We start from the raw sequence: 16,729 nt of genomic DNA, 5'->3' as shown, positions 1-16,729 counted from the left end.
ATCAGTTCACCAGAGAAAATTCGGAAAATTCAGCCAAACCGGCGGACTCTAAAAAGTCCTGCCAACGTTGTTGTAACTGCGGGTCATTGGGTGCTGACTGTCTCTGATGCGCGAGGCCCGAGAGAGACTCATACCAAATCCCGTTTTGTCCATAAATCAGAGGCCGATCGCGCTCCGACTGCTGCTGCAATTGACTCGTCAGACTGGGGGTGGGTTCAACCCGACGCACCCAACCCTGAGCCACTACCTCTCGCGGCGCGCCGGTTCCATCGGGAGGACAGATGACGGCAAACTGCCAGCGGTAATCTTCTTCTAACCCTAACTCCTCAGCCGTTTCGGGTAATTGCAGTTCCAGAAGGCCCGATTCAGGTAACGCCACCTCCTGACGGTGGATGTCATTCCATTGGCGATCGCGCACCACAAACAGCCCCTCCGAGGCCACGGTTTCCGGGACATAGACCCAAAACGTCGGACGAGGTGACACGGTTAAGGCCCAGTCCCTCGCATCTGGAGTCACTCTGGGAACTAATACCGTCAGGGGAGGATTCGGCTGCATCGCATCTTGAGGGCATTTACCTCGGGTTCCCCCAGCATCGACACTTCCTTCAGGTGCTCCCCGATCGGGCGGGTCAAAACGGGCGATGGTGTCTGGCGCGACTGGACTTAACTGTTTTTGGATTTGATGGGGTTGGGGCGATCGCCTAGAATTATCCTCGACCACTCTAGGAATCAGATTCCCGAATAGTCCCGCCTCCAACCAACCGGTAGCCAGAAAAACCAATAATGCAGGAGTCATGAGCTGGATTTAAAAAAACAACAAAAACCCGTCGTCATGGTTACGAAAAACCAGAAACTACGGAATTTCAACCGGGATCATGTCCACCGAAGAGCAGTTAAGTTGATTTTGTTGCCCAAAGATGATGCACTACGTCGAAACATTAGGGATGCACCCGGATTTACCCCCTAGCCGAGCGGCCCGCCCTAGGCGTTGCTAGAGCGCCATTGTGATTCCGTAATTATACTGAATTTGATTCCAGGTGTCAGATCTAAATCCAAGTTGTTACGGATTTGCCCTGTGCCAAGCCTTTTTGAGCCGATTATTAAGATTTGTGAAATATGTAAACCCGAGTCATTATATCCCTTACAAACCCGGACGAATGCAGATCCGTTGGCGTTCCTCTAAACCGGACACCACAACCTCCACTCGGGGATTCCCCCCCCGATACACCAGTCGCCCGACGCAGACCTGCTCCAGGCGAAACAGCAGGCTTTTACCATCATCTGCATAAATTGTCAAGCCATGGCGACGAACCAGTCCCCCCTTGCGAGTCAGTTTGACGAATATGCTGTCCTCCCTCTCCCGAGAACGTAACGTCACCTGTAAGGATTTGCTGGTTTGGACGGCTTCCACCGACATTCCCCCTAGGACAAACCCAGCGCCGTTGCTGCGACGTTGCAACAGCACTCGTTCCGGTAATCCCTCAACCTGAACTGTTCCTGGTAGCCGAGTGGGTTCAGCGGGTTGGGGGTCCGGGGGAATGCGGGTTACATCCAATTGCCATTGCCCGGCCTTGCGTTGAATCTCAGCACGAATCCCTTGGGCCCGTTGGGGATTGGTTCCCTCAGCGAACTGTTGCTGCTTTAACTTGGTGGCTAACCAGCGTCGTTGGGCGTAACGTCGCCAATGGGGACTGAGATCCGGCGTCTCCAATTAACTTGGTGGCTAACCAGCGTCGTTGGGCGTAACGTCGCCAATGGGGACTGAGATCCGGCGTCTCCAAGAACTGTTCATAAAAGCTGAGACAGGGAACCCACTCCCCCACTCGTTCAAAACTTGCCCCCACTTCCGCTTAACTGTTCATAAAAGCTGAGACAGGGAACCCACTCCCCCACTCGTTCAAAACTTGCCCCCACTTCCGCTGGGGTGAGATGGCGGGGCCAGGTTTCATCCTCAATTACCCGGTTGAGAAACTCCACATAACGACGACGTTGGGGGCGGGTGTCGTCGGGGGTGAGGTTGGAGGTGGCCAGTTGACGCACCACGTCCCAGGTGAGGGCGTGACAGTCGGGGCCTTGGCAGCGATCGAGACTGGCGATCGCATCCAACCAACGACGGGCCTGTAGGAGATACTGCACCAAATCATCCCATCGCTGTTCGAGTTCCAAGGCCCAACGGATTCCATCGAGTTGTTTCAGCCAGTTGGCTTTCCCCGGTTTCCCGGCCTCTTCCCAAATCTCGATAATCTGTTTAGGGGCCTCGGCGTCCCGCAGATAGGGAATCCCCTCAGGAAATCCCACCTGTTGGGCTTTGGCTAAATAATAATCCCGATGTTGGATATCGCCGCAGGCCTCCCAACAGTCCAGGGCGCGACGGCGATTTTCTGGGGTTTGGGCGGCGTAAAAACAGGAACCGGCGCTAGACAACAATTGGGGATATTTCGCCTGGGCCAGTCGTTCCAAGGAATCGCCGTACTGATGCCATTCCTGGGGGGTTAGGGTTTCTTTGGCGTTGAGAAATTCTTGGATGGTATCTCGGTAGGCCTCAATGGTGACGCGCCAGGGTTTTTCGGTGTAATGGCGTTGGGCCTGGCCGATGTGGTTGTCTAGCTGTTGGCTAAACTCTCGCAGTTGGGTGAGTGAGGCGGGTTGGCTTACCATAAATTCTGCGATCGCCCTGTCTATGGCAGAACCCGAATGCTGTTGATACCAATCCCACAGTTGCGGCCAACATAACCCTTGCCAAAAACAACTGCGGGCCTCCTCAGGCTGATTTAAGGCTAAAAAACCTTCTCCAGCCGCCTGAAATTGTCGTTCAAATTTCAAGGCCCAAGCCTGAGACATCTTCGCCTCCTCGTACTTATTCAGAGAACGGTAGAAGTCAGCGGCACGATAGAGAAATCCGGGATTTTCTTGACTTAAGCCGTTTTCCCAAAACTGTTTGGCTTGTTCGAGGCGATTGTCCTGGTTAAAGATGGCGAAACTCTCCCCTCTGGGCAAAAAGCTAATTTGGGCCGCATCTTTGGCTTCGAGTGGGCTGGCGTTGATGGCGCGATCGCGGCCTTGGCGATCGGCAAATCGCCACAGGGCCTGATCCCCGGCGGGAGAGTCTAAAATCACTAAGGCTTTGGTAGGCCGACTGGCCGCCACATAGAGTTTATTGAAGAAATACTCTAGTTCTAAGTTGCGTTCTTGAGCGCGATAGAGTTTGTTGAGATTCGTTTGTCCTTGGGCGAGTTCTTCTCCGAAGTTGTAGAGAATGACGAAGGGAAACTCCAATCCCTTGGCTTGACTGGCACTTAAGATATTTTTGGGGAGTTTGCCTTGCTGAATTTCGGGAAAGAGATCCCGCAGCAGTTCATCCTGTTGCAGATAGTTCAATTCTCCCCCTTCTTCACAGGGAATGAGAATGATGGGGTCATTTTGGCATTGTTCCCGAAATTGGGCGGCTTGTAGGTTCTCGGAGAGAATGAATTTTTGTGGGGGGATGCCGTCTCCCGGTTGCCAAGGGACTTGTAGGGTGAGTTGATGGCTGTTGAAAAATAAATAGCGCCAGAGAAGAATCAGGTTAGTCAGACGCACGATCGCCCCCAAGGAACGATAGTTAGATTCCAGTTCATGGAAGGTCATCTCAATCCTCAGATGGCGATCGGGATCTAAACTGGCAATCACTTGTTCATAAAAGGTCGCCCGCACACTTTTCCAGCGAAAGCCGGTGGGATTGAGGGTTTGCAGAGGATCTCCGGCGAAGGCGAAGGGTAAACTCTCCACGGGGGCATAGAGTTCGTAATCGGTAAAAATGGAAAGTTGCACCAATAGCCGCAGTTCTAATTTGGTGAAATCTTGGGCTTCATCAAAGACAAGGGCGCTATATTTTTGGCTGATTTTACCTTTTTTTAAAACGGCTCGAATCAAGTCTTGATCATCCCAATAGTGATTTGATTCCAAGTATCTCTTATACCAGGGATAGACGCGATCGCAGACAAATCGAAAGCTTTCTTCTAGAACCGTACGTTCTCCCCGAGGAATATCAGAATAGTCCTCAGCCACCATATCTTCTAAATTATAGCCCTTAATAAAAGCGCGAATAATATGCCAGCATTCTGCCGGAGATCGCTGCCCCGGAAAGGAGGATTGATAGGCTCGTTCAAATTGATAAAAGGAGATATGCTTATCGGAGTCAAATCGTCCCGAAGTTTCGCTATCTAATTGCTTCAAGAGAAAATCCTGAAAGGGCGTAAAAAACGTCTCAAAATCAATCTCAATGGATTTGTCGGCAAAATGATGATGGTGACTCAGGAGTTTGCGAACCCCCTGACACGCCGATTGAAGCAAGCGTTTATTGTAAGTGATAAAGAGAGGATGAAACCTTAACAGCGTATCTGGAAGATTCGGGTTATGTTCACGGATATCAATGTATTTTTGGCAGTAATAGGCAAACAAATAAAACAACATGGTGGATTTGCCACTTCCCGCCCGGCCATTGATGAAGATTGGCAGTTTTTTCGTTTCGAGAATCTTCTCTTCTTCTGAGGATAGGGCAAAATTTCCTTCCTCTTCTCGCTCGATTTCATGCCAAATCTCGTCATCAAACAGTAAATAATGAGGATAATAGCGTAGAGAATATTGGGCGATATCGTCGCGGGAGAAGGAATGGGTGAGGCGATTCTCTAATCCAGGGCCATATAAATTCAGAGATTCTCCGATATTTTGAATATCTTGTGAACTTGGACGTTTGTCAAAGGGAGAAATCAGCAGAATTGCCAAATGCCCAGGACTATCAGCCGCTTCAATTCGAGAAAAAAGAATGGCTTTTTGGCGAGTTTTATGGTAACACAACCATAGCCCTTCATAAGGTGTTGGCTGTTCTTGAAGTGCTGCATTCGAGTCTCGTTCAATCACTCCGTAAACTAACTCATGATAGGTTTGCCAATGATGGTCAATTTCGTTGGTCTTAAATTGTTCAACCCAGATGCGAGTTTCATAGATTGCTCCTCCCTGGCTATCTATCAATAAACTGGGTTTTTGCAGCCATGCTTTTAAATGTTCTGGAAGATATTTCGGCTGTTGTTCAGCGGTTAAGTCCTCTTTTTGATGTTGAATCTCACCCTCGATATCGGGGATATTGAGTCTAAAGTGACTGCTGCCATATTGGTCGGGATTATCCAGGAAGCGATGCTCATAATCGGGTTGGCCCCGTCGGAAGATTTTCAAAAAGCAGAAAACCCGATCATTACCAATTTTTTGGATTTTGCCAATCAGACGTAGGTTGTCGAAGCGATGCTTGAGATAAGGATAATTCCAATCAAAATGACTTTGGATGGCGGTAATGCCATCGCACTGAATCGAGGCTTTGAGACTCGTTAATTTATCGAGTTTATTGTAGTTTCTAGCTTCAGTTTCGCAACTTGGGCTAATATAAACAAACATGGCAGCAGCATCTCGACAGTTGGACAGGTTTAGGAGATTAGTCTAGAGAGAAACGAGGGGGTGGGGTGAGAGGTTGGGGGGAAAAGACTCCAATCCGGAAACTCCTTAACCCCTCATTATATGAAAGATGAATCGGATTTTAATCTAAAGAAAATCTATAGTCCCGAAGGAAAGGGGTGCGATCGCCAGAAGTGGTTTTAAGATAGGACTAGACCGACCGAGGGCGATCGCCATCCCCACTCTTCGACCCTCGGGAGAGGTTGAACTTGCCGAACGATCCCAACATCAATACCCTATGACACCCGCAGAACCCTTCGAGATGCCCCAAGGGGCCCTAGACCGCGACTGTACCACCCTGTCGCGCCATGTCCTGGAACAACTACAAAGCTTCTCCCCCGAGGCCCAGGATCTCAGTACCCTCATGAACCGCATCGCCCTAGCGGGGAAACTGACCGCCCGTCGTCTCAGCCAAGCCGGACTCATGGATGGCGTGTTGGGCTTTGCTGGGGGGGAAAACGTCCAGGGGGAAGACGTGAAGAAGATGGACGTCTACGCCAACGAAGTCTTTATCTCCGTCTTCAAACAAAGTGGCCTCGTCTGTCGCCTGGCCTCCGAGGAGATGGAAAAACCCTACTACATCCCCGAAAACTGCCCCATTGGCCGATATACCCTCGTCTATGACCCCATTGACGGGTCTTCGAACATTGATGCCAATCTTAACGTGGGGTCAATCTTCGCCATCCGTCAACAAGAAGGTGACGACGAAACCGGAGAGGCCCTTGACCTACTGCAATCGGGGCACAAACAACTGGCCGCCGGCTATATCCTCTATGGCCCGAGTACTGTCTTAGTCTACTCCATCGGGACCGGCGTTCACTCCTTCACTCTCGACCCCAGCCTCGGAGAATTTATCCTCTGGCAAGAAAATATCCAAGTTCCCGAACATGGTTCCGTCTATAGCGCCAATGAAGGCAACTTCTGGCAATGGGAAGACTCCATCCGGGATTACATCCGCTACGTCCACCGTCATGAAGGCTATACCGGACGCTACAGTGGCGCTCTCGTGGGGGACTTCCACCGCATCTTGCTGCAAGGCGGCGTCTTCCTCTATCCCGGAACCGTGAAGAAACCCGAAGGAAAATTACGGCTTCTCTATGAGTCTGCCCCATTGGCCTTCCTCATGGAACAAGCCGGAGGACGGGCCAGCACCGGACTCGAAAAAATTATGGATGTGGTTCCCGAGAAACTCCACCAGCGAACCCCTCTGGTGATTGGTAGTCCCGAAGACGTGGCCCTAGTCGAGTCGTTTATCCAAGAAGGAACGCGGGGCGATCGCCACTAGCCCCGGCGATTTCCCAAAGTCAGGAAACCCTGAATCTTCCCCAATCATGGGAGTTGACAAGCCGGACTCGACAATTGTCAACTAAGCACTATCACCCTACCCATCATCACGGTCAAAGCTTCTATGGTCGCTATCCAAGACAATCCCCTGCGCATTGGTCTGCAACAAGATCGCATTCCTGAACCCCAGATTCTGATTATCTTCGGTGCATCAGGGGATTTAACCCAGCGCAAGCTGGTTCCTGCTATCTATCAAATGCACCTAGAACGTCGTCTTCCCCCGGAACTCACTATCGTGGGAGTCTCGCGGCGGGAATGGAGTCATGACTATTTCCGCAATCATTGTCGTCAAGGCGTGGATGAATTTGGCGGCGGCTTGCAGTCTGACGAGATTTGGAACAGTTTTGCCCAAGGACTGTTTTATTGTCCCGGCAACATCGACAATCCCCAAGACTATCAAGACCTCAAAGCCTTCCTCAGCGAACTCGATGAAAAACGGGGAACTCGGGGAAATCGAGTCTTCTATCTCTCCGTGGCCCCGCGCTTCTTTGGGGAAGCCACCCAACAACTTGGGGAAGCGGGGATGTTGGCGGACCCAACCAAGCAACGGCTGGTGATTGAAAAACCCTTTGGGCGAGATTTGGCCTCGGCCCAAATGCTTAACCAGGTGGTGCAATCGGTATGTGATGAGCGCCAAGTTTATCGCATTGACCATTATCTCGGCAAAGAAACCGTCCAGAACCTTCTCGTGTTTCGCTTTGCCAATGCCATTTTTGAACCCCTCTGGAATCGGCAATTTGTGGATCATGTGCAGATTACCGTAGCTGAACGGGTGGGACTCGAAGGACGGGCCGGCTATTATGAAACCGCTGGGGCCCTGCGGGATATGGTGCAAAACCATTTAATGCAGTTGTTTAGCCTCACGGCCATGGAGGCCCCCAACTCCCTCGATGCCGATAGTATCCGCAACGAGAAAGTCAAAGTGGTTCAGGCCACCCGTCTAGCGGATACGGAACATCTGGAGAATGCGGCGGTACGGGGGCAATATACCAACGGTTGGATGGATGGGAAGGCCATTCCCAGTTATCGGGATGAAGACGGGGCCGACCCTGAATCGACAACCCCCACCTATGCGGCCTTAAAATTGAGTATTGATAACTGGCGCTGGAAAGGGGTTCCGTTCTATCTGCGAACCGGAAAACGAATGCCCAAGAAAGTCTCAGAAATTGCCATCCAGTTTAAGGATGTGCCCTTTTTGATGTTCCAATCCGCTGCCAAGCAAGCCAATCCCAATGTCTTGGTGATGCGGATTCAGCCTAATGAAGGCATTAGTATGCGCTTCGAGGTGAAAACCCCGGGAACTTCCCTGCGGACGCGATCGGTGAATATGGATTTCCGTTACGATGCGGCCTTTGGCAAACCCAGTACCGATGCCTACAGCCGCTTGTTGATTGACTGTATGTTGGGTGACCAAACCCTATTTACCCGTGGCGATGAGGTGGAAGCCTCTTGGCGGGTGTTAACGCCGGTGTTGGAAGTCTGGGATGCACCTGCACCACCAGAGTCGATTCCACTCTATGAGGCGGGAACCTGGGAACCGGTGGAGGCGGAACTGCTGCTGAACCGGGATAATCGTCGCTGGCGACGGTTGTAACGAGATTGAGGAAATTTGCGACCCCAACGATCCTGTTGCGTCATCATAGACGAGAAGGCGTTGTCTTGAGTTGTGTTTGTGTTGAGTTGTTCTTAGAGTTTAGGGAGAAGATTGATTATGAGTACTAGCACACCAGTTGTGGCCTTACAGAAACCCAAAGATATTTCCTTGGGAGAGATTGAAGCCGAACTTAGCCAAATCTGGTTGGGACAAAGTAAGGGCCAAGGAGTTCCCCTGGCCAGCCGCGCTTCAACCTTTAGTATGGTGGTCTATGAACCGGAGGAGTTTCAGCAGTTATTGGCCGGTTTGGGGTTCTATGAGGGGCCCATTGATGGGGTCAACGGAGAAGATGCCCGTCAGGCCATTGAGGCGGCTCAGAAACACTACGGCCTCAAGATTACGGGTCATGTGAATCCTCCCACCTTGAGTAAGTTACGGGAGGAGTTCGCCAAACTCTCCCCGGACCAACAGGAGTACGAGAATTTGGATGCCCGAGGCTTTCAGATTAGTGAGGCGATCGCCGCTGCCAATCCCTGTCGTATTATTACCATCTGTCCCACCTTTGGTATTGAAGACAAGGGAGTCACGGCTCAAGTCTCGGCCTATTGTCCCTTGCAGCGTCAGAGTTCTAAGTTGGTCTGTTGCGAGTACATCACCCTGCGCGGTACGAAGGAAGCCCTCAATCGGGTGGGGAGTTTGGTCACCTCGTTGATGGTTCCTGAGTTACCCCGTTTTGTCTGGTGGAAGGCCACCCCGAACCCGGAACAGGAGTTGTTCCAAGAGTTGGCCACGTCGAGTAACTGTACGGTGGTGGATTCGAGCTATTTCAGTGATCCGCGCTCGGAATTGCTGAAAATGCAGCAGTTGGTGGAGCAGGAAATCTATATTGCGGATTTGAATTGGCATCGACTCTCCCCCTGGCAAGAGTTAACGGCGGCGGCCTTCGATCCCCCGGAACGGCGGATGTCCCTGGGGGAAATCGACAGCATCACCATTGACTATGAGAAGGGCAATGACTCTCAGGCGTTACTGTTCCTAGGCTGGTTTGCCAGTCGCCTCGGCTGGACTCCCACCTCTTATGTAGTGGAGTCGGGAGATTACGATATTACTCATATCAAGTTCCAGGGAGAGTGCGATCGTGAAATTCTAGCGGAGTTAGCGGGGGTTCCGGTGGCGGATATGGGAGAAATTCCCGGCGATTTGGTGGCTCTGCGCCTCAATTCGTCTAATCCAGAGGCGGACTGTTGCACGATTCTCTGTTCAGAAACCACCGGCTGTATGCGGATGGAAGCCGGGGGAAGTGCCCAATCCTGTCGCACGGAACAGGTCACGGCGTTATCTGATCAGAAGGCCGAGGCCTTAATGGCTCAGCAACTTCAACGCTGGGGACATGATGTGCTGTATGAGGAAAGTCTCGCGGTTACCGCACAACTGTTAGGCTTAGCCTCTTGATTTCCCTGCCACAAGCTGGGAATTTTGTCAATCCTACTCGATTTTTAGGTAACGTTGTGTAAAGAACAAACCCCATCGTGAGCAAAATTTACGGCCCCGAGAGCGAGGACGTTCTCCTCATCTGGCAACGGATACCTCGGGGCTATTCCTTTTAAATTGCTAGAGGTGACATGGCTTGGATGTCTGATTCCCTCAGGCTTTTCTCCGTTGGAGGTCGCGGCTTTTGAAGCAACCGTATCACTTCAGTTTGGGTCTGGACTGTATCAATTTCCCGAATTTTGCACAGACCAAGGACATTGTGAAAATCATAGCAAATCCGTGAAACCCTGTCAAACTCGTTTTTTATCAATAAAGATTCCTATTAGGGAATGAATTTTGAAGTTTTGTAAAATCCGTAAAATTTTAAAGATTAAAACCAATTACCAACTTGTGATTAGTTTTGATTATCAAACATCCCATCGGCTGGGAACGGGGGAAAATTTGGTCGTTGACCCCATCTAGGGCTAAACTTGGAGACGATTGTACCCCGTACAGCTAACTCTTAATCCCGTCTCCAACGTGACTGTAGCCACTCAATCTCAAGAAACCATTGCCGCCCATGGTGGCACTCTGATTAATCGCCTGGCCACGGCTGAACAGAAACAGGAGTTTCTGGACCAAGCCGATCGCCTACCTCGGGTGACGATGGACGATCGCACCTTTTCAGACTTAGCCCTAATTGCCATTGGTGGCTTTAGTCCCCTGACCGGCTTTATGGAAGAAGCCGATTATCAACGGGTGGTCCAGGACATGCGCCTGGCCAATGGCTTGCCCTGGTCAGTTCCCATTACCCTCAGCGTCAGTGAAGAGGTCGCCAACTCCCTCAAGGAGGGCGATCGCGTCCGCCTCGATGACAAAACTGGGCGCTTCGTGGGGGTTCTGGAGCTGACCCAGAAATATCACTACGACAAACAGCAAGAAGCCCTCCAAGTCTATCGCACCAACGAAGACAAACATCCCGGCGTGGCAGTTGTCTATGAACAAGGACCGGTCAACTTAGCCGGTTCCGTCTGGATGTTAGAGCGAGATCCTCATCCTCTGTTCCCCAACTACCAAATCGATCCAGCGGTCTCCCGGCAAATGTTTGTGGAAAAAGGCTGGAAAACCGTGGTCGGCTTCCAAACCCGCAACCCCATCCACCGGGCCCATGAATATATCCAAAAATGTGCCTTAGAAACCGTCGATGGCCTGTTTCTACATCCCTTGGTCGGCGCCACCAAGAGCGATGACATCCCCGCTGATGTGCGGATGCGTTGCTATGAAATCATGCTCGATAAATACTTCCCCCGCGATCGCGTCATGATGGCCATCAACCCCGCGGCCATGCGCTACGCCGGCCCTCGGGAAGCCATCTTCCACGCCCTCGTCCGCAAAAATTACGGCTGCACTCACTTCATCGTGGGACGAGACCACGCCGGAGTCGGGGATTACTATGGAACCTACGACGCTCAAGAAATTTTTGAGGAGTTTGAGCCGGGAGAACTCGGGATTACCCCCATGAAGTTCGAGCACGCCTTCTACTGCACCCGCAGCGGAACCATGGCCACCTCTAAAACCAGTCCCAGCACCTCGCAAGAGCGGATTCACCTCTCAGGAACCAAAGTCCGGGAGATGTTGCGACGGGGTGAATTGCCCCCGCCAGAGTTCTCCCGTCCGGAAGTGGCGGCGGAACTGGCGAAAGCCATGCACGAGTAGTGACGTTAACGGTCACGGTTGGGAACAGGACCATTGTGGACTGTTCCCCCATCCTCAGATTTAAGTTGACAGTTGATGACCCGGAAACATCTGTATTGTCGGGGATTGAATCGTTTTAAATGTCCTGTTTAATTTGCCTGCTGCGTTCATCATTACGACTTAACTGTTAACGAGTAACTATCCTACGCAATCATTATGAAACGACGGGGTTTTCTAGAACAATCCGCCTGGCTGTTGGCTGCGACAACAGCTACGGGGTTCGTCTTCAGAGATCTCCCCTGGCAGGCTGCCATTGCCGATCCCCTGGTCAAGAAACGGGCCTTACTCCTTGGCATTAACCGTTATCCCGATGCCACCGGGAGCGACTTGAACGGGGCCGTAACCGATGTTGCCCTGCAAAAACAGGTTCTACGGCATCGCTTTGGCTTTAGGTCCGAGGATATACTGACCCTCACCGATGACCAAGCCACCCGAGGCCAATTCCTAGAAACCTTCCAAGGCCATTTTGCCGATCTCAGCAGTAGCGATGTGGTCTGGCTCCATTTTAGTGGCTATGGCTCCCAGGTGCAGCCCTCCCCAGAGTCCGAAGCCGTCGAACCCAGTTTAGTCATGGCCGATGGCTTAGATTTACCCCTCAGCAGCCTCTGGTTACTGCTGCGATCGCTCCCCACCCCCAAAATCATCACCGTTCTCGATACCAGCTACACCTATCCCGGAACTCCCCTACTGGGCAATCTGAGAGTGCGATCGCGCCCCAGTCCCACCGTTGCCCAACTCGACAACAAACACCGGCAATTTCAAGAGCAACGACGGGGTAACCTCAAAGCCAACCTGAAACGAGACACACCCGGTTGGGTCATCTCCGCCGCCTCCCTGCCACAGGTTGCCACCGAAAGTCAATGGCAGGGATTTAGTTGTGGACTCCTAACCTATGCCCTCACGCAACAACTCTGGTGGCTCTCTCCAGAAGCCTCCCTCACCAATCTCCTCACCCGCACCGAACAACTCGTCGAGACCTTTGCCGGGGCCGAACAAACCCCGACCATTTGCCGCAGCGGTCTAGAACGTTGTGATCTCCCCGCAGAACTCCCCCCTCCCCTCGTCCCCCAACTCGCCGCCTTAGGGGCCGACGGAGTTATTTTGGCACGAGAATCGGGCAACGATCCCTTTAAACTCTGGTTAGGGGGCTTACCCGTCACCGTCCTCAATCGCTATGGAAGCGGATCAGTATTTTCCGTGTTACCCGAACCCGGTACACCGCCCCAGGGTGAGGTTAAACTTCAAGTGCGATCGCGCTCGGGCCTCAATGCCGCGGCCCAACTCTGGGGCAGTCCTGAAAGCCAGGCCAGTGAGATTGCACCAGGGCGACTATTACGAGAGTCCGTGCGAATCTTACCGCGCAGCCTGCCGCTGACGGTAGCCCTCGATAGTCGCCTAGAACGCATTGAACGAGTCGATGCCACCAGTGCCTTTTCCGGGATTCGTGATGTCAACTCCGTCTTAGCCGGGGAACAACCCGCCGATTGCGTTTTTGGCCGCGTCCGTCGAGCGACGATTGCTCAAACCTACTCCACGGATTTAGTGCAACTTCCCAAAGACCAGGGAACCTATGGCCTATTTTCCGTCGGCCGGGAACTCATCCCCAATAGTATCGGCGAAGACGATGAAGCCATCAAAAAATCCGTCCAGCGCCTCGTTCCCCAACTGCAAGCCCTCCTGGCGGCAAAATGGCTCACTCTGACTCTCAATGAAGGGGCCTCGCGGTTGGGAGTCCGGGGAACCTTAAGTGTCCTCGACTCAGAGCAATCTGTAGTCCTACAACGGCAGACTCGTCGGGCCCGCCGGGCCAAGGGGGTACGTCCTCTGACGGGGGTGGAGGGAACCCTCGACATTCCCGCAGGCAGTCAAGTGCAATATAAACTAGAGAACCTCGGCGATCGCCCGGTCTATTATCTCCTGTTTGGCCTCGATAGTAGTGGTCGGGCCGTAGGGTTCTATCCCTATGAAACGGTGACCGACGGCAATCCTCCCACCCTGCAACAACCCCCCCTCAATCCCGGCGAGTCCATCGTACTTCCCTGGACGGAAGCGGAAACCTGGTCCGTGGGACGACCGATTGGGACGGTATCGATGAAACTCATCTGTTGCGATCGCCCCTTCGGTCAGGCCCTAACCCTCCTCGCGGCCCGGCAAAACTCCCCCCGCAATCCCCGCAGTCTCACTCCCCTGGAGACTCCCTTAAAGGTGGCTCAAGCGATTCTTAGTGATTTGCATCGGGCCAGTCTGCGCAAAACCGATCCCGAGGCCTTCCCCAGCGATGTCTATGCGTTGGATATGGATGTTTGGACGACGTTGAATTTTGTCTATCGGGTGGTTTAGGGGGGAAGAAGGCAAGAGGCAAGAGGCAAGAGGCAAGAGGCAAAAGGCAAGAGGCAAGAGGGAAACCACAGAGTCACGGAGGACACGGAGGATGGGGAGGGGGGATCTATTTCCTGTTCCCTGTTCCCTGTTCCCTCTATCATTCTATTGATTTCCACAAAATCGGGTTATGGGTGAAAAACTTCTGTGTTTAAGTAATGGTCATGGCGAGGATGCGATCGCCGTGCGGATTTTGCAGCCGCTACAACAGCATTCTCAGGCCCCGGAATTGGCCGCCTTACCTCTGGTGGGGGAAGGACGGGCCTATCAACAATTGCCCGAGGTGCCGATTGTCGGCCCCGTGAAAGCGATGCCGTCTGGAGGCTTTGTCTATATGGATGGCCGGGAACTTTGGCGGGATGTGCGTGGGGGACTGTTGGGCTTAACCTGGGCCCAATGGCGAGTGGTGCGAAAATGGGGGAAACAGGGGGGTAAAATTCTCGCCGTGGGGGATATTGTGCCCCTGTTACTGGCTTGGTTGAGTGGGGCCCCCTATTGTTTTGTGGGAACGGCTAAGTCTGAGTATTATCTGCGGGATGAAATTGGCCCCCTGCAACGACGTAGTTGGTTTGAGAAATTAGAGAGTTGGTCTGGTTGCGTCTATTTGCCCTGGGAACGGGCCTTGATGCGCTCAAAACGCTGTCAGGCGGTGTTTCCTCGGGATGGGTTAACCACGGAACGACTGCAAGAGATGGGGATTCGGGCCTATAACCTGGGAAACCCGATGATGGATGGGTTGCAGGCCAAACCCGTTGTTCCTGAGGGGGAACAGGGTCGTCCGTTAACTATTCTCCTCTTACCTGGTTCTCGGGTTCCCGAAGCTCATCGTAACTGGGAACAACTTTTACGAGCCGTGGATGGGGTGCAACGGTCTCAGATTGATCGACCTTTGACGGTTCTGGCGGCGATCGCCCCCGGTTTAGATCTCGACCCCTTTGTGCGGGCCCTGGATGCCTATGGTTGGCAAGCAACAACAAAAGAGGTGTCAGGGGTCAACGATGATCAGGCCCAACGCTTTAGCTTTAATCAGGGACTCCTGGCCCTGAGTCAAAATGCCTTTGCGGACTGTTTACGCCAAGCGGATTTAGCCATTGCCTTAGCGGGAACCGCCACGGAGCAATTTGTGGGGTTGGGGAAACCGGCCATCGCCTTTCCTGGAGAGGGGCCCCAATATACCGCCGCCTTTGCTGAGGCCCAAGGTCGTCTGTTGGGACAATCCCTGATTCGGGTTGCAGGGCCCGAACAGGTAGCCGGGATCGTGCAGCGGTTACTGCAAGATCCCGATTGGCATCAACTTATCGCCGAAAATGGTCGTCGTCGTCTGGGACTCCCTGGTGCTGGGGAACGGATTGCCAAGGATGTCCTACAATTGTTGTTTGGGGTTGAATAATCGCTCCAGCCTGAGTCTGACCCCGAATTCTGTCCCTCTGAAGCTCCTGAGTACCCTATGGACCGCTCTAAAGTTGTTGCCATCGTCACCGGGGCCATTTCCCTGTTGTTGGCGATCGCCTATCTCGTCTTAGTTCAACTCCTCGACTTCCGAGGGGAGATGCTTCCCGCACCTCAGGATCTCTCGACACTGATGGGTTGGTATGGCTAAGACTCCCCACAAGCTATTGGTCCTGTCTACCCCCGTCGGCCCCTTGGGAACAGGCTTAGGGGGAGGGGTGGAGTTAACTCTGTTTAATATGGCCCAGGTTTTAGAACAACGGGGGTACTCCCTCACGGTGTTGGCCCCGCAAGGGTCCAAGTTACCCCCGTTAGCCATCGATACCCTACCTGGGGCCTTACAGGATACGGCCCAAAGTCAGGGACGACAAACCCCCATTACCCTCCCCCCTCAGTCGGTGTTGGCGGCCATGTGTGAGACGGCCCGACAACGTCAGTCTCAGTTTGATGCCATCGTTAATTTTGCCTATGATTGGCTCCCCTTTTTCCTAACTCCCTTTTTTGAGATTCCCATCTTCCATTTTGTTAGTATGGGGTCTTTGAATGATGGGATGGATGAGGTGGTGCAGAAAGCGGTCCAGTCCCACCCGCAACGAGTCACCTTTTATACCCGCACGCAAGCGGCAACCTTTGGCTTAGATGACCATCAGGGCCTCTATATCCCCAGTGGTTTGGATTTATCGCTCTATGATTTCTGCGATCGCCCCGGAACTCCGTTAGCCTGGGTGGGGCGAATCGCTCCCGAAAAAGGGTTAGAGGATGCTGTGGCGGCCATTGGTGAAACTGGCGACGAAATGACAGTTTGGGGGGTGATGCAATGTCCTGATTATTGGGATGAGATTCGCCAACGTTATCCCCAGGCGAAGGTTACCTATGGGGGATTTTTGCCCACGGAGGCCTTACAGACGGCTTTAGGGCAATGTCGAGGCCTGGTGATGACCTCGAAATGGGTCGAAGCCTTTGGCAATGTGGCGATTGAGGCCCTCGCCTGTGGGGTTCCCGTGGTGTCCTATCGTCGTGGGGGCCCCGCTGAGATTATCCGTGATGGGGAAACGGGTTGGTTGGTAGACCCCGATTCTGTGGCGGGTTTGGTGGCCGGGATTGAGAAACTCCCCCAGTTAAGCCGTTTGGCTTGTCGTCAACAAGCGGAGGCGGAGTATTCCCTCGCGGCGATGGGCGATCGCCTGGAACAATGGCTGTCCCAATCTTCTCCAACTCAGGAACTATGCCATTAATAAATAATGGGGCATGAAC

General features: G+C 52.8%; 11 protein-coding genes. 8 read left to right on the top strand and 3 right to left on the bottom strand.

The features are described from left to right. Window position 1: 1 nt before the first annotated feature. From L855_RS21045 to L855_RS21035, 3 genes are all read right to left on the bottom strand, one after another. Window positions 2-796, bottom strand: a complete 795-nt coding sequence (locus tag L855_RS21045; RefSeq protein WP_159790867.1) for a DUF928 domain-containing protein — start codon at window positions 794-796, stop codon at window positions 2-4. A 345-nt stretch (window positions 797-1,141) separates the two neighbouring features. Next, complete coding sequence (locus tag L855_RS21040; protein ID WP_159790866.1) at window positions 1,142-1,711, bottom strand: PDZ domain-containing protein; 570 nt, start codon at window positions 1,709-1,711, stop codon at window positions 1,142-1,144. 116 nt (window positions 1,712-1,827) lie between these two features. After that, the gene (locus L855_RS21035) at window positions 1,828-5,427 is read right to left on the bottom strand and encodes a helicase domain-containing protein (RefSeq protein ID WP_159790865.1); all 3,600 of its coding nucleotides are present in this window, start codon (window positions 5,425-5,427) and stop codon (window positions 1,828-1,830) included. 295 nt (window positions 5,428-5,722) lie between these two features. On the opposite strand from L855_RS21035, the gene fbp reads away from it, so the two are divergent. From fbp to L855_RS21000, 8 genes are all read left to right on the top strand, one after another. Next, complete coding sequence (gene fbp, locus L855_RS21030) at window positions 5,723-6,769, top strand: class 1 fructose-bisphosphatase (protein WP_159790864.1); 1,047 nt, start codon at window positions 5,723-5,725, stop codon at window positions 6,767-6,769. 123 nt (window positions 6,770-6,892) lie between these two features. After that, window positions 6,893-8,422, top strand: coding sequence for a glucose-6-phosphate dehydrogenase (gene zwf / locus L855_RS21025; RefSeq protein ID WP_159790863.1), 1,530 nt, complete (start codon window positions 6,893-6,895; stop codon window positions 8,420-8,422). Window positions 8,423-8,539: 117 nt separating this feature from the next. Continuing rightward, window positions 8,540-9,874, top strand: a complete 1,335-nt coding sequence (opcA, locus tag L855_RS21020) for a glucose-6-phosphate dehydrogenase assembly protein OpcA (RefSeq protein ID WP_159790862.1) — start codon at window positions 8,540-8,542, stop codon at window positions 9,872-9,874. 558 nt (window positions 9,875-10,432) lie between these two features. After that, window positions 10,433-11,608, top strand: coding sequence for a sulfate adenylyltransferase (sat, locus tag L855_RS21015; RefSeq protein WP_159790861.1), 1,176 nt, complete (start codon window positions 10,433-10,435; stop codon window positions 11,606-11,608). Between the two features lie 195 nt (window positions 11,609-11,803). Beyond that, window positions 11,804-13,987, top strand: coding sequence for a caspase family protein (locus L855_RS21010; RefSeq protein ID WP_159790860.1), 2,184 nt, complete (start codon window positions 11,804-11,806; stop codon window positions 13,985-13,987). A gap of 169 nt (window positions 13,988-14,156) precedes the next feature. Continuing rightward, complete coding sequence (locus L855_RS21005; RefSeq protein ID WP_159790859.1) at window positions 14,157-15,416, top strand: lipid-A-disaccharide synthase-related protein; 1,260 nt, start codon at window positions 14,157-14,159, stop codon at window positions 15,414-15,416. A gap of 57 nt (window positions 15,417-15,473) precedes the next feature. Continuing rightward, window positions 15,474-15,626, top strand: a complete 153-nt coding sequence (locus L855_RS21280; protein WP_192925055.1) for a hypothetical protein — start codon at window positions 15,474-15,476, stop codon at window positions 15,624-15,626. Next, a complete protein-coding gene (locus L855_RS21000; protein ID WP_159790858.1) occupies window positions 15,619-16,710 on the top strand; it encodes a glycosyltransferase in 1,092 nt (363 codons plus the stop codon). Before L855_RS21280 ends, L855_RS21000 begins: the two co-directional genes overlap by 8 nt. Window positions 16,711-16,729: the final 19 nt, after the last annotated feature.

Origin of the sequence: Sodalinema gerasimenkoae IPPAS B-353 (genome assembly GCF_009846485.1) — a bacterium.
Lineage (GTDB): Bacteria > Cyanobacteriota > Cyanobacteriia > Cyanobacteriales > Geitlerinemataceae > Sodalinema > Sodalinema gerasimenkoae.
This window is presented reverse-complemented; position numbering and strand designations above follow the sequence as displayed.